Source organism: Pseudomonas sp. P5_B2, assembly GCF_056400445.1.
Map to the genome: position 1 here is coordinate 1 of NZ_JBFULH010000447.1, position 3,375 is coordinate 3,375.

General features: G+C 58.8%; 4 protein-coding genes. 1 reads left to right on the forward strand and 3 read right to left on the reverse strand.

The genetic code is table 11. The annotated features are described in order from the left end of the window. The 3 genes from AC1DRJ_RS22105 to AC1DRJ_RS22115 form a co-directional block, all read right to left on the reverse strand. Positions 1-174 (reverse strand): response regulator (locus AC1DRJ_RS22105; protein ID WP_477804016.1); only part of this gene is annotated, 174 nt, incomplete at its 3' end. A 107-nt stretch (positions 175-281) separates the two neighbouring features. Then, entirely contained in the window at positions 282-719 is a 438-nt protein-coding gene (locus AC1DRJ_RS22110) for a hypothetical protein (protein ID WP_477804013.1), read from the reverse strand. A gap of 27 nt (positions 720-746) precedes the next feature. Next, positions 747-1,511: a COG4705 family protein gene (locus tag AC1DRJ_RS22115; RefSeq protein ID WP_477804014.1), complete on the reverse strand. Its 765-nt coding sequence runs from the start codon at positions 1,509-1,511 to the stop codon at positions 747-749. A 246-nt stretch (positions 1,512-1,757) separates the two neighbouring features. Here AC1DRJ_RS22115 and AC1DRJ_RS22120 point away from each other — a divergent pair, with 246 nt between their 5' ends. Continuing rightward, entirely contained in the window at positions 1,758-3,311 is a 1,554-nt protein-coding gene (locus AC1DRJ_RS22120; protein WP_477804015.1) for a phospholipase D-like domain-containing protein, read from the forward strand. The last annotated feature ends 64 nt before the right edge of the window (positions 3,312-3,375 follow it).

Below are 3,375 nucleotides of genomic sequence, written 5' to 3' on the forward strand. Positions count from 1 at the left end.
GTCTTTGCCGGGCAATCCGAGATCCAGCAGCACCAGGTCATAGGCATGGGTTTGCAGTGCTGCAAGGGCAGTGAGTCCGTTTTTCACCCAGTCGGTGGCGTAGCTCGCATCGTTCAGCGCCCCCTGGATGGCATCACCAATCATCGGGTCATCTTCGACCAGTAATATCCGCATGTACGGCTCCGAAAAAAAGGCGCGGCGGGCATACCCGTCGCGCCTGTATTGAAGCACCTGAGCCGGTGTTTGTCCGCCGCCGGATCAGCGCAATGTACGGCGGTTGGTCACTGCTTGCCCTTCATCGAATCGAAGGCTTTCAACAGATCATCCATCGCTATCTTGCAATCGGCCTGCTTTGGTGTACTCGCGCGCAGGGCATCGAGTGCGCGGTCAATGGCTTTGTCCAGCACATGCCAGTCACTGGCCGCGCGGGGTTTGATGCCGGCTTCGGCAGAATCCCAAGATGTTTCCAGATCCTTGATGCGGGTTTTCGCCGCTGGCAGGTCGTTTTTATCGACGAGCGCGACGACATCGGCGGCGATTGAGCGGAACTCGGACAGATCGCCCAGTTTTGAACCGGACTGGGCGGATGCGCTCACCGAGGCAGACTGCGTACCAGTACCAGGTTTGTCGGCAGGTTTCGAGCAGCCGGCGGCGATGCCGAGTAAAAAAATCGACGAGACGATGGCAACGTGGCGAATGGCATTTTGAAGTGCACGCATGACAAATCCTTGATGGGTTGTGAAAGGTTACTGAGTGACGGCTTTACGGTTGCCAACGCTGATTTGCGCGACCGCAACCAGAAGAACAATGACGCACAGGAAGATAGCGCTGGTCCAGGCTGCGCCCATGCCGAGGCCGCCGTAGGTTTTGGCCTGGGTCAGCAAGTCGCCGAGGGAGGCACCGAACGGACGGGTCAGGATATAGGCGATCCAGAAGGTCCACACCACATTGCCGCCCATGCGCCAGGTGACCAGCGTCGCGGCGATCAGCGCACCGAAAATCACGGCGCCGAGGGTGAAACCCAGGCCCAGCGCTTCAGTGGCCAGGTCGCCGGCGGCAGTGCCGAGGGCAAAGGTGCAAAGCACGGTCGTCCAGTAAAAAAGCTCCCGTCGCGGGGTGATGATTTCGCGGATCGACAGGTTGTGCTCCACCCGGTACCAGACCAGGAAGTTGATCGCCAGCAGAACGGAAAAGACCGCCGTGCTGGTGTACAGACTGATGTCGAGCATGTCGGTCATGATGTCGGTGATCTGTGTCCCGACGATGCTCACCAGCACGACGGTCAACCAGTAGATCCAGGGCGTGTAAGCCTTGGTCCGCAGTTGAAAGGACAATGCGAGCGCCAGCAAGACGGCCATGCCGATGCTGGTCCAGCCAGCGCCGAGACCGGCATCGACTGCCAGAAAATCTGCGCCAGTTTCACCCACTGTCGTGGACAAAATCTTGATCACCCAGAATGACAGTGTCACCTCGGGTACTTTGTTGAGCCATCCGGCTTTTTCGGGATTCATCTGCGGGTAGCCTCTCCTGAGCGGCGCTGAACTTGCGCAGGACAGAAGATACGTAGCGAAACTTAGCTGAGACTGAGGGAAGGTAATGCGGGTGGAACGGCCGGTAAATTTCGACAGGCTGATTGAATCGGGCTTTACTGGAGTAGGTTGCGCAGATTGCCGTGGGTCACATGTTCTCTTCAGCCGGAAAGCACTGGCTGGCTTGCGAGGTCAAAAATACACCCGTTGAGGTTGAGGCCGAACCCCTTGTCCATCTACTGGTTCATTCCCGCGCTGTTGCTCGCACTGCTGGTTGCCGGCTGCGCAACTACGCCTTTGCCCCACGAGTTCAGCGAAACAATACCCGCCGCAGAGTCGTCTTTCGGGCGCTCCATTGAGGCCCAGGCTGCCCCGCATGAGGGGCGCTCGGGTTTTCGCCTGTTGCCTAACAGCAGTGAAGCGTTCCGGGCCCGCGCCGAGTTGATCCGCAATGCGCAGAAAAGCATCGATCTGCAGTATTACATCGTGCATAACGGTCTCAGCACCCGGGTATTGGTACGTGAGTTGTTACTGGCCGCCGATCGCGGCGTACGGATACGCATCCTGCTCGATGACACGGCCAGTGACGGCCAGGAAGACGTCATCGCTACCCTGGCCGTGCACCTGAACATCTATATCCGCGTCTTCAACCCTTTGCATTTAGGGCGCAGCACCCTGGTGACGCGAACCATGGGCCGTCTGCTCAATCTTTCCCAACAGCACCGGCGAATGCACAACAAACTGTGGGTGGCCGATAACAGCGCGGCCATCGTCGGCGGACGCAACCTTGGGGATGAATATTTCGATGCCAGGCCTGATCTCAATTTCACCGACATGGACCTGCTATGCATCGGCCCGGTCGCCGAGCAGTTAGGCCACAGCTTCGATCAGTACTGGAATAGCGCCCTGAGCCAGCCCATCAGCGACTTGGTGCTCAACAAGCCAACCGCTGAAGACTTGCTAAAGAGTCGCCAGCGCCTCGAACAATCGCTCCAGGTCGCACGTACCGAAAACAAGCCTTTGTACGACCACCTCATGACCTATCGGACTCAACCGCAACTCGGCATTTGGCGCAAGGAATTGATCTGGGCCCACAGCCAGGCGATGTGGGACGCTCCAAGTAAGGTACTGGCCGACGACGAACCCGCCCGCGCTCTATTGATGGCCACACAACTGCGACCTGCGCTCGACGGCGTCAGTAAGGAGTTCATCCTGATCTCGGCCTATTTCGTCCCGCAAAAGCCGGGCATGAGCTACCTCACCGGTCGTGCCGATGCCGGTGTTGATGTGCGCCTGTTGACCAACTCACTGGAAGCCACCGATGTACCGGCGGTGCATGGCGGCTATGCGCCTTACCGCAAGACCCTGCTCGAACATGGTGTGAAGCTCTACGAACTGCGGCGCCAGCAGGATGACCCCAGTGGCGGCTCTTCACGTGGCTTCAGCGGTGGCTCGGACTCCAGCTTGCACACCAAGGCCATGATTCTGGACAAGCAAAAGGTGTTCATCGGCTCGTTCAATTTCGACCCGCGCTCAGTGTTCTGGAACACTGAAGTCGGGGTGCTGGTCGATAGCCCTGAATTGGCCGGCTACATGCGCGAGCTGGCGCTTGAGGGCATGGCACCGGCCGTGAGTTACCAAGCGCGGCTGGAAAACGGCGAAATCGTCTGGATCGCCGAAGACGACGGTCGCCGGCATACCTTGCATGAGGAGCCGGGTGGCACATGGCGCAGCTTCAAGGCCTGGCTCAGCGACAAGATCGGCTTGGAAAAAATGCTCTAGATTGAAGCCGGCGGTGCTCATCCCCTTTTTTCGGCCACCAGCAACAGCGACTGCGGCACAGGAC

Coding starts and splice junctions, on each gene's coding strand:
- AC1DRJ_RS22115 (WP_477804014.1), bottom strand. CDS start 1,511: ATGAATCCCGAAAAAGCCGGATGGCTCAACAAAGTACCCGAGGTGACA.
- AC1DRJ_RS22110 (WP_477804013.1), bottom strand. CDS start 719: ATGCGTGCACTTCAAAATGCCATTCGCCACGTTGCCATCGTCTCGTCG.